Annotated in this window: 16 protein-coding genes; 8 read left to right on the forward strand and 8 right to left on the reverse strand. The window is 68.7% G+C overall.

The window, feature by feature from the left end; genetic code table 11:
* Nucleotides 1–497: 497 nt before the first annotated feature.
* Nucleotides 498–1,106, reverse strand: coding sequence for a transposase (locus AC07DW_RS30160; RefSeq protein WP_478860869.1), 609 nt, complete (start codon nt 1,104–1,106; stop codon nt 498–500).
* A 921-nt stretch (nt 1,107–2,027) separates the two neighbouring features.
* On the opposite strand from AC07DW_RS30160, the gene AC07DW_RS30165 reads away from it, so the two are divergent.
* Complete coding sequence (locus tag AC07DW_RS30165; protein WP_478860854.1) at nt 2,028–3,578, forward strand: right-handed parallel beta-helix repeat-containing protein; 1,551 nt, start codon at nt 2,028–2,030, stop codon at nt 3,576–3,578.
* Between the two features lie 71 nt (nt 3,579–3,649).
* Here AC07DW_RS30165 and AC07DW_RS30170 read toward each other — a convergent pair whose 3' ends face one another.
* The 7 genes from AC07DW_RS30170 to AC07DW_RS30200 all read right to left on the reverse strand — a co-directional run bounded on the left by AC07DW_RS30170 (nt 3,650) and on the right by AC07DW_RS30200 (nt 11,860).
* Nucleotides 3,650–5,083 (reverse strand): UDP-glucose dehydrogenase family protein, encoded by a 1,434-nt coding sequence (locus AC07DW_RS30170; protein WP_478860855.1) that lies wholly within the window; start codon nt 5,081–5,083, stop codon nt 3,650–3,652.
* Between the two features lie 45 nt (nt 5,084–5,128).
* Nucleotides 5,129–6,151 (reverse strand): UDP-glucose 4-epimerase GalE, encoded by a 1,023-nt coding sequence (gene galE / locus AC07DW_RS30175; protein ID WP_478860856.1) that lies wholly within the window; start codon nt 6,149–6,151, stop codon nt 5,129–5,131.
* A 34-nt stretch (nt 6,152–6,185) separates the two neighbouring features.
* Complete coding sequence (locus AC07DW_RS30180) at nt 6,186–8,075, reverse strand: glycosyltransferase family 2 protein (protein ID WP_478860857.1); 1,890 nt, start codon at nt 8,073–8,075, stop codon at nt 6,186–6,188.
* A gap of 97 nt (nt 8,076–8,172) precedes the next feature.
* Entirely contained in the window at nt 8,173–9,267 is a 1,095-nt protein-coding gene (locus tag AC07DW_RS30185) for a UDP-glucuronic acid decarboxylase family protein (protein WP_478860858.1), read from the reverse strand.
* 607 nt (nt 9,268–9,874) lie between these two features.
* Entirely contained in the window at nt 9,875–10,288 is a 414-nt protein-coding gene (locus AC07DW_RS30190; RefSeq protein WP_478860859.1) for a transposase, read from the reverse strand.
* 262 nt (nt 10,289–10,550) lie between these two features.
* A complete protein-coding gene (locus tag AC07DW_RS30195; RefSeq protein ID WP_478860860.1) occupies nt 10,551–11,225 on the reverse strand; it encodes a hypothetical protein in 675 nt (224 codons plus the stop codon).
* Complete coding sequence (locus AC07DW_RS30200) at nt 11,216–11,860, reverse strand: RNA polymerase sigma factor (protein ID WP_478860861.1); 645 nt, start codon at nt 11,858–11,860, stop codon at nt 11,216–11,218. Before AC07DW_RS30200 ends, AC07DW_RS30195 begins: the two co-directional genes overlap by 10 nt.
* Before the next feature lie 148 nt (nt 11,861–12,008).
* On the opposite strand from AC07DW_RS30200, the gene AC07DW_RS30205 reads away from it, so the two are divergent.
* From AC07DW_RS30205 to AC07DW_RS30235, 7 genes are all read left to right on the forward strand, one after another.
* A complete protein-coding gene (locus tag AC07DW_RS30205; protein ID WP_478860862.1) occupies nt 12,009–12,488 on the forward strand; it encodes an Asp23/Gls24 family envelope stress response protein in 480 nt (159 codons plus the stop codon).
* Between the two features lie 63 nt (nt 12,489–12,551).
* Nucleotides 12,552–12,731, forward strand: a complete 180-nt coding sequence (locus tag AC07DW_RS30210) for a hypothetical protein (protein ID WP_478860863.1) — start codon at nt 12,552–12,554, stop codon at nt 12,729–12,731.
* Complete coding sequence (locus AC07DW_RS30215; protein WP_478860864.1) at nt 12,728–13,132, forward strand: Asp23/Gls24 family envelope stress response protein; 405 nt, start codon at nt 12,728–12,730, stop codon at nt 13,130–13,132. The genes AC07DW_RS30210 and AC07DW_RS30215 overlap by 4 nt, the downstream gene beginning before the upstream one ends.
* Nucleotides 13,133–13,169: 37 nt before the next feature.
* Complete coding sequence (locus tag AC07DW_RS30220) at nt 13,170–13,805, forward strand: DUF6286 domain-containing protein (RefSeq protein WP_478860865.1); 636 nt, start codon at nt 13,170–13,172, stop codon at nt 13,803–13,805.
* 50 nt (nt 13,806–13,855) lie between these two features.
* Nucleotides 13,856–14,455, forward strand: a complete 600-nt coding sequence (locus tag AC07DW_RS30225) for an Asp23/Gls24 family envelope stress response protein (protein WP_478860866.1) — start codon at nt 13,856–13,858, stop codon at nt 14,453–14,455.
* Between the two features lie 346 nt (nt 14,456–14,801).
* Entirely contained in the window at nt 14,802–15,038 is a 237-nt protein-coding gene (locus tag AC07DW_RS30230; protein ID WP_478860867.1) for a hypothetical protein, read from the forward strand.
* A 294-nt stretch (nt 15,039–15,332) separates the two neighbouring features.
* On the forward strand, nt 15,333–15,823 hold a 491-nt coding region (locus tag AC07DW_RS30235), incomplete at its 3' end, for a hypothetical protein (protein ID WP_478860868.1).

Genomic DNA, 15,823 nt, shown 5'->3' on the forward strand with positions numbered 1-15,823 from the left:
CGCGTCACGCTCAGCCCCGGCCGGATCGGCGCCATCACCAAAGCCGCCCTCGTCCTCAACAACGCCTGGCGATGAATTTCGTCGAGAAAACCTCAGTGGCTGCTGCTTGGGGCACTCCCTCTCGCCCGCCAGTCGGCGGGCGGTATCGGTCCTGCCTTCTCCTGTTCCATGCGGAAGCCGCAGACCGGATTCACGTCGCCTACATGCCGGACACCACCTGGCCAATAAGCGGGCACCCGCCAGGCTCATCCCGGAGTTCTGGTATCTCACCCCGGTTTCGATGCCGTCTGTTTGTTTTTCGACACGTCAGCAGCGATTCACTTGCGTTCGTCTTCCCGGTCCCCACCTGACGCCTCTTACGACGCCTTTTCCTCATCGCTCACCACGACAGTCATTGACTAACGCAGCATGAGGCGGTTTAGAGCCTCCCCCCACAGGGCGGCTCTGAAGGGCCACAAAACCTTCATCTTCCGCACAGCATCACTTCCAGAAGTTGCCTACGAGCAACTCCCTTTCATGTTCAGGACACAAGACCAGCAATAACACTTAATCACCGCGACTTCAATCAGCCCTGCAACGGTGGTGAGGCCATCGCGGGTGTGGGCTGAGAGGTCGGTGCCCTTGGGTGCCTCTGTGTTTGTCAAGCCGCATGGGGTGGTGGCGTAGGCTCGCTTCCGGCGGGTCCAGGAAGTGACTTGTCCGAAGAGTCGGCCGTCGGGGCTGGGCGAGCCGTGCTGGATTTTGTAGTCGCCCGTCTGTCCTCCTGGGCCCGTCATCCGGGTTCGTCGGTGATCGTCGGTCATCATAGTGCGCCAGACGTGATCGGCGAGTCGGCGTTTGAGACAGCGTTGCGCTTCACGGGACGTCTTTCCTTCTGCGAGTTTTGCCTGGCAGTAGGCCTGACCCCGCGTGCCGGGCATGCGGATCTGCGTGATCGCGACGGTGTGTAGTGCCGCGTTGAGCTGGCGGTGCCCGCGTCGGGACAGGCGGTGACGTGCACGGTCCGCGCTGGCGATCTCGATGGGAGCGGTGCCGGCGTGCTGCGCGAAGGCGCTGGACGTGGGGAGGCGGGTGGGCTTCCCAGTCCGCCCGAGGAGGCCTTGGATTCAACCGGTCGGTGCAACACCCCAGGTAAAACAGGTGCCGGAGGTGTTGCGGGTGGCGAGGACCGGGCGGCCAGGGCTGTCGGACGGGCAGAAGCGCGAGGTGTGGCGACGCTGGAAGGAGGGGCAGTCGCTGAGTGATATCGGTCGTGCCCAGGGCAGGGTACCCGGATCGGTTCACGGCGTGATCGCCGCCAGCGGCGTTTCGTGCCCGCCCCGCGCACCCGGGCTCCCGGGCACTTTGACGCTCTCCGGGCGGGAGGAGATCTCCCGCGGCCTGGCGCCAGGGAGTCGTTCCGGACCATCGCCGCCCAGCTGGGCCGTGCGCCGTCCACGGTCAGCCGGGAAGCCGGCCGGCACGGAGGACGGAAGAAGTACCGGGACGCCACGGCCGACGGCCGGGCCTGGGACGACGCCCGGCGGCCCAGGCCCTGCCTGCTGCGGCGCAACCCAGGACTGCGGGACGTGGTCGCCGGAAAGCTGGGCGACGACTGGTCACCTTGGGCCGGGGCGGGAAGGTACCTGTCGCGCGCCCCGAGGCCGACTCACAAGTCGTGAACATTGCTTGGTCACGATCGCCCGAGCCGACCACCTCAGCCGGCCGGGCCGTCGGCTCTCCAGTGTCCCGGGCAACGAACGATCTCGACTGAGTGGATCACAGGCACGGACGAAGGCGCACACGTGACTCGGATGCCGCGCCGTCGTCGGCGTTTCGCCTGCCCCTTTTCTGGCAGCCTGTTGCGCTGTGTGCTTGATGTGGCACGGGAACGCAAAGGGGTGCGCTTGAACGCGGTGAAGCGAAGCCGGACGACAAGGACCGCCGCTGGAGTTTCGGCCGCATTGCTTCTGCTGCTGACAGGGTGCGACGTCCCTGGTGTCTACCGGCCGGCCCGCCCAGCCGCCGGTGGGCCGTACACCTTCTATGTGAGCCCCGACGGCGACGACGAGAACGACGGCCTGTCGCCGGAGAAGCCCTGGCGGACCCTCGACCATGCGAATGGGGTGCGCTTCCGGCCTGGTGACCGGCTTCGGCTCAAGGGCGGCGAGCGATTCCCTGGCAGCGTCACCCTGGAGGAAGGCGAGGCGGGCAGCCCGGCAGAGCCGGTTGTGATCGAGTCGTACGGCGTCGGCCGGGCCACGATCGCGCCGCGCGGCACGTCCGGAATCACCGTGCGCAACACCGCCGGCGTGGAGATCAGGAACGTTTCGCTGGTCGGCGACCGCAAGGCGCTGCGAGAAGGGGTCGGGATCGCCTTCCGTAGCAGCCTCCCAGGTACCCGGCGGCTCGACCACGTGAGGATCACGAACGTGGAGGCGAGAGGCTTCCAGAACGGAATCAGCGTCGGCGTGGAGAAGGACGCGGTCGCGGGCTACAGCAACGTGCGGATCACCGGCGTCTCCGTTCATCACAATCTTGAGGCCGGACTCGTCTTCTACGGGCGCGAGTTCGACGTCGACCGCCCTGCCTACGCGCACGAAGGGCTCCGGATCGAGAGGATCAAGGCATACTCCAACGCCGGCAACCCGGAGATCGACAAGCGCAACACCGGCAGCGGCATCGTGCTCGGTAGCGTCCGTGATGCGAAGGTGATGCGCTCGGTGGCCTACGACAACGGCTCGAGGTCCGCCGCCAGCGCCGAGGAGGGCCCCGAGGGCATCTGGGTGTACGACGCCACCCGAGTGGTGCTGGAGAACAACAGGTCGTACCGCAACCGCACCGGCTCACGGGTCGACGGCGGCGGATTCGGCCTCGACAACAACGTGTCCTTCTCGGTCATGCAGTACAACTTGGCGTACGGCAACGACGGGCCGGGCTTCCTCATCTACTCCAACCGGCCGACCGGCGCCCACATGAACAACATCGTCCGCTTCAACATGAGCTGGGACGACTCGCGGAAACTGCCCGAGTACGGCGGCATCGTCGCCTACGGCACCCGCATGAAGAACCTGGACATCTACCACAACACGGTCGTGATGCGGACGACTGGCCTGCCCTCCGCTGAAGCTGCGGGGAGCCGGCCTCCAGCACTGCGGCTGCAGGATGGCATGGTCGGTGTGCGCGTCCTCAACAACATCTTCGCCACCGACGGCGGCCCCCTGATCGAGGCGCAGTCGTCGTACGGCCCCAGTACGCTCCGGCTCCAGGGCAACGACTACTTCAGCACGGGCCCTTGGTCTCTGTGGTGGGGCGCCCAGCGTTATACGACGCTGGGCAGCTGGCGCACCGCTTCGCGCCAGGAGATGCTGGACGGTGAGCCGACCGGCTCCAGCCACGATCCGTGCCTGCGTGGTCTGGCCGCCCCTGTCACCGACCGGGGAGGCGCCGGGAACCTGGTGCCGCATTGCGAGGATGAGGCGCCTGTCGGCCTGGGCCCGCAGGCGTTGGGTGTCGACCTGGGACCGGCCGACTACTTCGGCAACCGGGTCCCGCAGGAGCTGACGGTAGGGGCCGCCCAGCCGCGCGCCGCCGACTGAGTCGAGCGCCGTAACCCCCCGGGGAGCCGACCCGTGAGAGCAGGGCAGAGCCGATGTCCCCGTAGGCGGGTCTATGCCCTGCTGGTCGGCAACGCGGCGGCCATCGCCGCGCTACGGCCCGGCTCGGTGGCCGGGGACGCGATCGTCGCCCGCAGGGGGTCCCCGACCTCATCGGACGGCCGCTCCGACGACGCGGGGCGGCCCAGCGCCTTGACTGTCCAGCCGGCGGCCCGCCACTGGTCGCGGGGGAGCGCGTTCCGACCGTCGATGAGCACCGGATCGCGGACCACGCGGGCCAGCTTGACCGGGTCCAGCTCGCGGTACTGGCGCCACTCGGTGAGGTGGAGGACGAGCTCCGCGCCCTGGCAAGTCGTCAGCAGGTCCGAGCTGCAGTGCAACTCGGGGTGGGCGCGCCGTGCGTTCGTGGCGCCTTCCGGGTCGTGGACGCGAACATCGGCGCCCTGCCTGTGCAGTTCCGTCGCGACGGCCAACGCCGGCGAGTCGCGCACGTCGTCGCTGTTCGGCTTGAAGGTGGCGCCCAGGACGGCCACCCGGCGGCCGGTGAGGTCGCCGCCGACCATCTGACGGGTAAGTGCAACGGTCCGTGTGCGCTGGCGTTTGTTGATCTCGTCGACCTGGTCGAGGAACGCCACGGCCGGACCGACGCCGAGTTCCTGCGCGCGGGCGGTGAACGCCCGGATGTCCTTGGGTAGGCAGCCGCCGCCGAACCCGAGACCGGCGTTCAGGAACTGTCGGCCGATCCGGGTGTCGTGGCCGAGGGCGTCGGCGAGGGTAACCACGTCCGCGCCAGTAGCGTCGCAGACCTCGGCCATCGCGTTGATGAAGGAGATCTTCGTGGCGAGGAAGGAGTTGGCCGCGACCTTCACCAGCTCGGCCGTGTGTGGGTCGGTGGTGATGTACGGGACACCCGCCTCCAGCATCGGTGCGTACACCCGGCGCAGCGTCTCGTCGGCCCCTCGGCTGGTCACGCCCGCGACGAGCCGGTCCGGCCGCAGTGTGTCCTCGACCGCGTAGCCCTCGCGCAGGAATTCGGGGTTCCACGCCGCTTCGGCCCGCACCCCCGCCGGGGCGAGACCCGCGATGCGGGTGGTCAGGCGCGCGGTCGTGCCCACCGGGACGGTGGACTTGCCGACCACCAGACACGAGGCGGGCATGTGCGGCACGAGTCCGTCGACGACGGCGTCCACGTACCGCAGGTCGGCCGCCTGGGAGCCGGCCTGCTGTGGGGTGCCGACGCAGACGAAGTGGACCTCGCCGTGCGCCGCCGCCTCGCGCAGGCTGGTGGTGAAGCGCAGGCGCCCGGAGGCGAGCGTCCGGATCAGGACGTCGTCGAAGCCTGGTTCGTAGAAGGGTGGTCTGCCCTCGGAGAGGGCTGTGATCTTTGCGACGTCGACGTCCACGCCGAGGACGTCGTGTCCGATGTCGGCCATGCACGCAGCGTGCACAGCTCCGAGGTATCCCGTACCGATGACGGTGAGCTGCATGCGCTGTTCTCCTGTCTGGACGCGGAGGCCCGGAGAGGGGGTATGTCAGGGGGCGTAGCCGTACGCATTCTGCTGCTGGAAGTTCCACGCGTCGCGGCACATCGCGGCCAGATCGCGCTGCGCGCTCCAGCCCCAGGCCGCGGTGACCTTCGCAGGGTCGGCGACGAGTTTCGCGACGTCGCCGGGGCGGCGCCCGGTGACGCGGTACGGAACCGGACGCCCCGATACCTCTTGGAACGTGCGCACAAGCTCCAGGACGGACGCGCCGCGCCCGGTGCCGAGGTTGAAGACCCGCATGCCGGGTTCGTCGTCGATGTGGTCGAGAGCCAAGCGGTGCCCCTCGGCTACGTCGACGACGTGGATGTAGTCGCGCACCCCGGTGCCGTCGGGAGTCGGGTAGTCGTCGCCGAACACCTTCAGCTCGTCGCGGCGGCCCACGGCGATCTGGGTGAGGAACGGCATGATGTTGTTGGGCACGCCGCGCGGGTCCTCGCCGAGCAGCCCGGTGGGGTGGGCGCCGGCCGGGTTGAAGTAACGCAGCGCCAGCACCCGGAGTTCGGGCACGTGCCGGCACATGTCCGCGAGGATCTGCTCGCAGGTCCACTTGGTGGTGGCGTACGGGTTGGTCGGCGCGGCAGGGGACTGCTCGGTCAGGGGCACGGTCGTCGTGTCGCCGTAGATCGAGCAGGAGGATGAGAAGACCATTCGGTGCACCCCGTGGTCGTGCATCGCGGAGACCAGGGCTGTGGTGCCGCCGACGTTGATGTCGTAGTACGCGAGCGGGATCCGCACCGACTCGCCGACCGCCTTTTTCGCGGCGAAGTGGATCACCGCGTCGATCGGGTGGCTCGTGAAGACGGCGTCCAGGGACCGCCGGTCACGGATGTCCGCGGTGTGGGCCGCGGCGATCGGCCGACCCGCGATCTTCGCGATGCGTTCGAGGGCCTCGGGGGAGCTGTTGGAGTGGTCGTCGAGCACGACGACCTCGTGGCCGCAGTGGAGGAGCTCGACGCAGGTGTGGCTGCCGATGAAACCGGCGCCGCCGGTGACCAGGACGGTTTGGGGCACGGAACCCTCTTTTCTCGATCGGCCGCTCGGGCCGTCACCAGGCGTAGAAGCCGGTGAGATAGGTGGGGAAGACGGCTACGGCGAGCGCCAGGGGAAGCAGGGCCAGCAGGCCGGCGAAGAGCGGCAGCGCGGCTGTGCGCAGTGCGCGGAAGGCGGAGACACCGGTCGCGCGTGCGGTCTCCTTGACGTGCAGCGCGCCGATCGCGAGCGTCACGGCGGTGTACGAGGCGGAACCGAGGATGCACAGGAAGACGTAGCCGACGGCGGGGCCGGTGAACTGGCCGACCAGAGCCGAGCCCGACAGGAACATCGTGATCAGCAGGTACGGGGCGACGGCGCGTAGCGGGAGCGGCTCCAGGCCGTTTCGCTTCTTCGGCGTAACTTTGAAGGTGATCTGACGGGGGTGCAGTTTCTGCGTCACCGCGGCCAGCACGCCCCACGCGACATAGGGCCAGCGGGAGAGCCCGAAGAGCCAGATCTCCCAGCTGAAGATCGGAGAGTCTTTGGGGCGCAGCAGACCGCGGCGGCGGCAGAGCAGCGTCAGCAGGATCAGCCAGACGGACATGCTCCAGAAGTGCGCCAGGAATTCAACGTAGTTGACGTTGATCCACGGAGCGCCGGTGACAGCGGCGATCGGCGGCAGCAGGATGCCGGCGATGGTGGCCCCGGCCAGGAGCGGGTAGTACATCAGCGCTGCGGCGAAGCGCACCCGCAGCTTGAGGGGCATCCGGCTCAGATGGCGGGGCAGCATGCCCAGGAGCATCACGGCCAGGCTGCGGGACCACTGGAACTCCTGGGTGATCATCGCGCTGAAGGTGAGAGGGCCCTCGCCGTGCGCCTCTGCGTCGATCGCGAACGCGCCCTGCCAGCCGGCCGAGGAGAGCAGGAAGGTGGTCGAGAAGTCCTCGGCAAGCTCCGGGCCGAGACCGCCGATATCTCGTAGCGCCTGAGTGCGGACGGCGTAGTGCGACCCGATGCATACAGGGGCGAGGCCGGCGGAGTGACCCAGCTGGACGGGCCCGTGGAACATGGCCTCGCGCTGCAGTCGGCCCCGGGCCGCCCAGGACTCGTGGGCGTTGGAATCGCAGACGCTGGGGGCCGCGACGTAGCCGATGGCCGGATCGGCGAAGGGGCGGACGACCTCAGCGAGGTACCTGGCCCCCGGGACGTGGTCGCAGTCGAGCTGGGCGACTACGTCGTAGTACGCGTAACCCCAGTGGTCGTAGAAGAAGGCCAGGTTCCCCTCCTTGCACCGCGTTCGCCGGGGCCACTCGGCCCGGTGGTAATCGGTACGGCCGCGTCGGCAGGAGACGTAGACGCCGTGGGCCCGGCACCAGTCGACGATTTCCTCGGCAGGGTCCTCGTCGCACAGCCAGACGTCATAGGCGTACGGGAAGTGCTGGTCGAGCATCGCCTCCAGGGTGGTCCGGGCGATGTCCCAGCCCTCGGACGGGGCGCGGGTGACCACGAATGCGGTCCGGAGCGCCGGCACCTCGACAGCCGGGTCGAAGCGCCGCATCCGAACCAACGCGACGAGGAAGTGCACCGGCAGATAGGTCAGGTACAGCAGGAGAGCACTGTTGATGACCAGGCCCAGCCAGCCGATGCGGTGGGACGGTTGGAGCCACCAGGCCCAGAACCAGACCAGGCAGGCCATCCAGCCCAGGGACAGCAGCACGACGAGGAACCGATCGAAGCGCGAGAACGCCCGCACGAAACTGGAGCGGCAGGTGGTGAGCCCGCGTGCCGGCCTCGCAAAGACGGGTCCATCCGGGCCGATGGAGGCCACTACACCGTTCGACAGGGCTCGGATCTCCTCCCCCAGGGCATCCCATTCCTCCGGTGAACCGGGCGCCAGGGAAGGGAGTGGGAGGTCCTGGACGGCGCCGGTCCCATGGACGGGACCTTGCTCCAACGACGTCATGGCGTGTTCTCCAGGCAGTGCGACAGCGGCCGTTGAGGGTGCGGGAGAGTAGGTAGCGCGGCGGTGCTGGGGACACCGTCGGGCCGCGGCGCGGAGGTCAGCCTCCCGAGGCGGACGCCCCGGGGGCGGTGATGGCCGCCACCTGCGAGACGTCAGCTGGGCGGGGGATCGTCTGCGGCGCGGTGGCGGGGCTCGTCACGGCGGCCAGTGGGACCGTCTCGCTCTGGCCGCCCCGGATCGCTACGGCTGACGCGGTGAGCCGGTCGGGGCGGGCGCCGAAGTACGCGACGGTCCGACGCAGGCCCTCGGTGATGTCGATTTCCGGCTCCCAGCCCAGTACGTCGCGGGCGCGGGTGATCACCGGGCGGCGGCGGACCGGGTCGTCGACTGGCAGCGGGTGGTACTTCACCTCAGAGGCCGAGCCGGTCATCGCCAGCACGATCTCGGCGAGCTCGGAGACGGTGCACTCGACCGGGTTGCCGAGATTGAACGGGCCCATCTCGGACGAGTCGAGGAGTGCTACGAGGCCGCGGATCAGGTCGTCGACGAAGCAGAAGCTGCGGGTCTGCTTGCCGTCGCCGTAGATGGTGAGCGGTTCACCGGTCAGGGCCTGGGTGACGAAGCTGGACACCACACGGCCGTCGTGCGGACGCATCCGGGGGCCGTAGGTGTTGAAGATCCGTGCGATGCCGACATTGAGGCGGTGCGTGCGGTGGTAAGCGGCGGAGACCGCCTCGGCGTATCGTTTCGCCTCGTCGTAGACACTGCGTGGGCCGATGGAGTTGACGTTGCCCCAGTACGCCTCCTCCTGGGGGTGGACCAGGGGATCGCCGTAGATCTCGCTTGTTGACGCGAGGATGAAGCGGGCGTCATGGCGCAGGGCAAGACGCAGGGCGTTCTCGGTGCCGCGGCTGCCGACCGCGAGGGTCTCCAGCGGTCGGCGCAGGTAGTCGGGTGGGGAGGCGGGGGATGCCAGGTGGGCAACGGCGTCGACTCGGCCGGTGACCTCCACGGACACGCTCACGTCGGCCTGCCGGAATTCGAAGGCCGGGTCGGACAGGAGGTGAGTGATGTTCTCGGGGTCGCCCGTCGAGAAATCGTCCAGGCACACCACCGAGTCGCCGCGCCGCAAGAGCGCCTCGCACAGGTGCGACCCAAGGAAACCACCACCACCGGTCACGGCAACGCGCATAGTTTCTCCAGAAATGAGAAGCGGAATGGCATCACGCCCCGCTCGCACGGACAGGCGTATGGCAGATGCCCGGACGAGCCGGCAAACGGAGCGCTCTCGGATGACAGGACGAGAGTATGGCCATATGTAGTCATTTCTGCGGAGGCAATGCGAAGGCTGGGCCGTTCGGCGGGTTGCACAGGAGGCGTGTAGGTGGCCGCCGCGCAGTTCGGGGCTGGCCCGGCTTTCGAACGGCTTAATCCGTCACTGTCACACCCATGTATGAGGTCGGGTCACCTACTCCCGAGCGACGACACGGCCATATGAGCACATGTACGAAGAGGTGCGTGAGTTCGAGATGCATAGGAGGCTGCGCGCCGGCCTTTTCCACGCACGCCCCCTGGCGCCCTGTCCCAGGCCTCCCTGAACAACCGAACCCTTCCGTCCCCCGTCCGCTCGATCACCTCGCCCTGCCGGCGCGGGTGGCCATCTCGTTCCGCACGGAGGGTCGCCGGTCCGACGCGTCACCTCCGGATCGGCGTTGATCGGGACGAACGGGGAGACGTCCTTCTCCCGCCGGCGGCGCAGAATCAGGCGCGGTCCCTCCACAAGGGGTTCAGATGGGACGCTATCCGTGCATGGTCACCCGAACCGCCGCACGTACGCGGCCCGTCCCGCGGGGAACTCCGCCAGTGTGCCGCCGTCCGCGGCTACGGCTTTTTTTCAGGGAGGCGTTCTCCATCTCGACTTCGCGAATGCGGCGTTCAAGTTCTGTCAGCCGTGCACGCTCGCTGACCGACAGATCGGCGTCGGCGGGCGGCTCATGCCGTTTCTTGTACTTCTTCACCCATCCACGTAGCGTCTCCGGATTCAGTTCCAGCTCTCTGGCTGTCTCAGCGACAGTCTTGCTGGACCGGAGTGCAATCTGGACAGCTTCTTCCCGAAACTCCGGGGTGTACCTCGGTGGTGCCACTCTTGCGTCCTCTTTTCCGTTCAAGGCAATCCTATTGGACGTCTGTGCGGAAACTTCGGGGCACCTCACTGGCGCAAGCGAAAGGTTGTTCCCTGCGAGCGCGTCGCATCATTCGGCGTGCGGACCCGTGGCTGCGGCGCCTGGACCGGCACGTGACGGACATCGACGACGCGGTCGTCAGCGTGCAGGATGTAGCGCTTGCCCGCCGACTTGCGAGGGGCGGTTCCTGCGCTTGTCGCGTGGTGTGCGGCGTGAGCGGCGAGCGGCTACGCCGGGAACGGCGACGGTTGCTTCGGCCGGTTCGCTGGCTGTCCTCCCGGTGGGGATGCGGTCATCCTTCGCTCAGCTCAGCCTTTTCGCCGCTCGGTACGCGGGAGGGCTCCAGCACGGCGTTGACTTCTACGTCGACGGTGGTGACGGCGAGACCAAGAACATGCTCGGCTGCGTGCAGTACGGCTTGGCGTACCGCTTCGGCGCGCTCTCGCAACGGCTTGTCGAGCTTGGCCGCGACCGAGATGGCGACGGCATGGAGGGCGCGGTTGCCGTTGGACGGGGTCAGACGGCAGCTGGCTGTGCGGGCGCCGGGCACGGTGTCGGCGGCCCGGCGCAGAATTTTGGCGCTTTCTGCGATGCGCAGGTCGTGATCGGGGTCGGCCAGGCGCAGCAGGGTGCCCAGCCGTGCCTCGGCGCGGACCGCGCTGGTGACTCGGTTGGCGAGGCTGTGGCTGTCGGGTCGTTCCTGGGCGCGCAGAGCACGGGTGGCCCGGTCCAGCGCTCTCAGCCCTTCGATGGCTTCGCGGCAACTGGGGCAGTGTCTGGTGTGCGGATCTGTCGTGCCGGCGGGGGTGCGGGCTTGTTCCCAGGCGCGGCCCAGGTGGCGTCCGCAGGGCAGGAACTCCGCGCCGGCAAGCATGTTGGCTTGTCCGCGCAAGGGTGCTTCGGCGCTCGTGGCGCACACGCCTTCGGGCTGGTCGCCGGAGGCCAGGTGCGGGTCTTCTAGCGCCATGGGCGCATCGCCTCCATCAGTATGCGTCGTGCGCGAGCGAGTCTGCCGCGTACCGTTTGTTCGCTGCTGCCCAGCACGTGGGCGATTTCGTCGTAGTGCAGGCCGTGCAGTTCCCGCAGGACCCAGCACGCGCGAAGCTCGGGGCGCAGTTCCAGCAGCGCTTGCATCAGGGCGGCTGTGGCTGCGTCGGCCTCTGCCACTCGAGGTGGTGAGCTGCCCGCGTCGGCGGCAGCGGGATCCAAAATGGTGTCCAGGGGAAGCGGCTGGGGCGGGCTGCGCAAGGTGTTGAGGCAGCGGTTCGTCACGATGCGGTACATCCACGTGGCGAACGAGGCGCCGTGCCGGAATTCCGGCAGCTGTCTCCAGGCGCTGAGGAAGGCGTCCTGAACCGCGTCCTCGGCGTCCGCACGGTTGCCGAGCAGATGCTGGGCGAGGGCGAGCAAGCGGCTGCTGTGCCGCCGGACCAAAACGGCGAAGGCCTCTTCATCGCCTTCGCACGCCCATACCACCAGCACACCGTCGTCCAGGCCGATGGAAGTGTCCTGATCGGCTACAACGGCGACGGCCGGCACTGAGCCCAGCGGCAGGGGGAAATCTGTGCTGGCCAGGAGAGGGGGGCGCGTCCGGTTGCGCATCGGCCGCCCGCTTTCTGCCGCAGAATCGCGGCCCGCGTCTCCCCTCATCGATGGTACGGCTGCGAGCGTGAGGAATGTCCGTGCGGTGTGTCTAAAACATGAGGGCACCGCACCGGCGCGCCCGGATCGACATCATGGGGAGGTCCTCATGTCGGACACCGTCAACCCCACCGCGGGCGGGAAGACGCCACGCTCTGCGGGTAAGGCCCTCGCGGGTCAGGCCGGAGCCGGGGCCCCGCCTGAGACGCGGGGCCGGACGACCATCGCCGACAGCGTGGTCGAAAAGATCGCAGGTATGGCCACCCGTGAGGTGCCGGGCATCCACAGCCTCGGCTCAGGCATGGCCCGCACGCTCGGGGCGGTCACGGACAAGGTTCCCGGCGGCCGTCCCAGCGTGTCCCGCGGCGTGAAGGTCGAGGTGGGTGAGCGGCAGGCCGCCGTCGATCTCGACGTCGTCGTGGAGTACGGCGTCGCCATCGTGGACATCGCCGTCGACGCCCGCACCAGTGTCATCACGGCTGTGGAGCGCATGACCGGCCTTGAAGTCGTCGAGGTGAACATCGCCGTCGACGACGTCCACCTGCCCGACGAGGAGGACGACGACGAAACCGCGGGCCGCGTGCAGTGACCCCTCGACCCGGCACGGCCACCGGGACGAAAGACGACCGACGTGAAAGTTCGGGTGAGTGAGATGAACGCAGCGATCGTGGGCCTGCTTACCGGCATGGCCTTGGGCTTCGCCGCCTTTTTCGGCGGCTTCTGGGCGTTCCTGCTCGTGGCGTTCCTGGGGCTGGTGGGCCTGATCATCGGCCTCATGATTCAGGGTGACCTCGAGATGTCCGACTTCACCCGTTCCCGGGACCGGCAGTGACAACGCAGCCCGGCGCTGCCCTGCCCGGCGCGGCGGCCCCCACCCAGGCGGCGGCCCTTCCGCCCGCCGAGCGCGGTGCCACCGTGATTCCGGAGAAGGTGGTCGCCCGCATCGCGGCCCGCGCCGCGAAGGAGGCACTGGCCACGCACACAGGCGCCTCGGCCGCCCGCGCGAAACTGGCGGCTCCGCACGCCTCCGCGACCATCGGCAGCGGCTCTGCGCGGCTGAGGCTGACTGTTGACCTGCCCTACCCGACAGACCTCGCCACCGCCTCCCGGCAGGTGCAGCACTACATCAGCGAGCGGGTAGCCCACCTCACCGGGATGCGCGTCACCGAGGTGACCCTCGCCATCGAGCACCTGGTTTCCGCCGACGGCGGGGAACCCCGGCGCGTGCACTGAACCGGAGCGCATTCCCCCCCCGGGAAGGAGAGCCGGCATGGAACGCGACCAAGAACCTCCAGCCGCAACGGAGCAGCTCACCGCGGCCGACGAGGTGACCTCCCCACTGGCCAAGCAGCCTGCGGCCGAAGGCCGGCCGACTCCCCGCCCCTGGTCCGCGCGCCGGATACCCGCCGCGCTAACGGCCCTGCTCATCGGGGCCGTGGCAGGCATCCTCTTATTCGACGTCGTCAGGGTCCGCGCCGGCCAGACTGCCGCGGCCTGGCGCACGCGCCTGGCCGATGAACTGGCAACCCGCCCACTGCATGACATCTGGGTACAGGTCGGTGCCGCCGTCATCGCCGTCCTTGGTCTTTGGATGCTGGTCATGGCACTTACCCATGGTCTGCGCCACAAGCTTCCCCTGAAAACCCCCGACGCCCAGACGCACGCCGTGCTGGACCGCTCCAGCGCAGAACTCCTGCTGCGGGATGCAGCGATGCACGTCCCCGGTGTCAGCGCCGCCAGGATCCGGATCCTCCACAACCGCATCGGGGCGCGCGCGGACGTGCGCTACCGCGCCCCCGCCGCCGTCAAGGCCGACCTCCTGGTCGCTCTCCGGGCGGAACTCGACCGGCTCGCCCTCGCGCGTCCACCTCGGCTCACCGTCAAAGTGCGCCCACGCCGCAAGTAGCCCACGCCTGGGCATGCCTGCCGCCGAGCGAGAGACAGGGATGGGATCCCATGAAGAGGAAATCCGCAGGCAACCGAGTCCTGCTGGCCCTGGCCGGAATCGTCCTGCTGGGCACCGGCCTCCTGATCCTGGCAGGCAGTCTCGACCTCTACCGGCACTGGCACATGACACCACCCGACGGCTGGCCCCTGACCACTGCGCAAGGTGTCCTCCTCGATGACGCCAACCGCACTCGCTGGGTCGACGAGGGATGGTGGTGGCCTGCGGTCATCGCCGTTTTGGCCATCGTCGTCCTGCTCGCCCTGTGGTGGCTGCTGGCACAACTGCGCCGCGCCCATCCCGGCCCCACACCCGTCGGCGCCGAACCCGTGGAGGCAGTGGAACTGAACGAGAGGGCCCTCAGCGACGCTATGACAGCCGACGCCCGGCACCTGCCCGGCGTCCACCATGCCCGCGCACGGATGACCGGCTCCTCCCGCCATCCCGAAGCCCACCTCGACCTCACCCTCACCCCCGACACCGAGCCCGGCCCCATCCTGCAGGCGCTGTGCGACGGGCCCCTGGAACACGCTCGCCAGTCCACCGGCCGGCCCCTTCCGGCAAAGGCGCGGCTGCGGGTGTCCCCGGATAAAGCACACCGCGCTGCATAGGGCTCCTGCGGTGCGGCCCCGAAAAACGCACAAGGTGCAGGCACATATCACCACGCCGGGGGGACTCCAGGCCGCGGCGGCGGGCCCCGACCCTCGCCCCTCGAGTCCAGCCGACGGCGCGGGACGGCTGCGCTGGGGCGGCTGCGTCGACGCGCGGACCATGCGTGCGCCAATTGCTGCCGCGCGGCGACCACGTACGAAACGACCGTAACCGCCTACCTCGGCGGCGGGGCAAGCATGCCCGACGATGCGTTCAGTCCGATATCAACTCTGTCAGCTCTCGACCAGCCTGCGGATCCACCGTCCCGACCACGAACAAGACATCCGGTCCATTGCTCGGGATGACATGACCCTCTTCCTCAACCGGCTCGTCTTCCTGGCCGAGCAGGGCGAGATCAGCGGCCACACCCACCTCAACGTGGTCCGGCAAGTAAGGCGGGTTCAGTCGCGGATGCGAGCGCTGGGACTGACCAAACCGGGCCAGCCACTGCACGGGCTTTGCGACACCTTCGCACTACGGCCTGACGACCTGCCGGACGAACCCGAGGACAACGAGGCGGCCGGGACCTTCCTCACGAGGTGATTACTCAGCTCTGTCAGCACCTCGACAGTCTCGAAGCCATGGGCGCCCCGGAGATTCGGACTGCGATTCGCCCCGGCGCGGTATGGCCGGTTTCCTTACAGTGTCCCAGTCTCAGTGGTGGCCATTTGGTGGGTGCCTGCCGTGGCGGAGGGGCGGGTTGACTTGCGAGACACGTTTGTGTGTTCCGCCGTCTCTCACCGAGGTTGTTCTATGCCCCCCTCCCTGCCTGTCGGAGCCGGTTTGGTCACGCAGCGGGACGCTGGTGGCGTTTTGCGGTGGCGGTCGTTGCGCCGGGTGGCGTTGGCGACGGCTGTGGTGATGGGGGTGTCGGCGGTACCGGTGGTGTCGGCCGTGGCTGCCGGTACGCCGGGCGGGGTGCCGGCGCCGGTGTCGGGTTCGGTGCCGCTGGGTGATGCGGCCGCAGGTGCGCTGGATGAGCGGACGGGCATGTGGCGGATGAGCCTGCCGCTGGTCACCCTCGGCGGGCGTGCGGGTCTGGACGCCTCGGTGGCGTTGTCGTATGACCAGCAGCTGGCGGCAGCGGGGGTGGACCGGCACGGCCTGGGTGCGGGGATGAGCCTGGGGCTGTCATTCCTGGAGACTGAGGGCGGGGTGCGGGTCTTCCCCGCCTCCGGGGGCATGTTCGAAGCCGATGAGGCCTCCGCGACCGGCCTGAAGCGCTACCCGCTCAAAGACCTGGAGTTTGAGCGCAGGGCGGGCACGGTTCCGGCCCGCGACGGCGTCCCGGCACGCCCTTATACGTTCACGTTGTCGTATGAGGACGG

It is taken from the genome of Streptomyces sp. NPDC045701, from assembly GCF_056432045.1.